This window comes from Pseudomonas sp. 10S5 (genome assembly GCF_035019745.1).
Lineage (GTDB): Bacteria > Pseudomonadota > Gammaproteobacteria > Pseudomonadales > Pseudomonadaceae > Aquipseudomonas.
The window spans coordinates 1-228 of the sequence record NZ_JASJVL010000069.1 but is presented as its reverse complement, the minus strand read 5'-3'; the positions used below and the strand labels follow the sequence as shown (position 1 = coordinate 228).

The following is a 228-nucleotide window of genomic DNA, read 5'->3' as shown; positions in this document are numbered from 1 at the left end:
GCCGTAACGGGGCTGAGCAAAAGCGGCTCAGACCCCAGCGACGGACAACGGCTAATCCAACACATTGCCAATGATGAGACCCATCCGCTGCATCGGATGTTATGGCCAGCGCTTGAGTCCCAGGATACGAACGCACCCTATGTTCAATCCACCGTCCCAGACATCAACAGTGGCGATGGGCTGTTTCGGCCCAATGCACTGCTGGCCGCTGTCAGTTGTGAGGTCATT

General features: G+C 57.0%; 1 protein-coding gene. It reads left to right on the top strand.

Features of this window, described 5'->3' with window-relative positions; translation table 11 throughout:
• Positions 1-228 (top strand): hypothetical protein (locus QN378_RS23420; protein WP_323551273.1); only part of this gene is annotated, 228 nt, incomplete at both ends.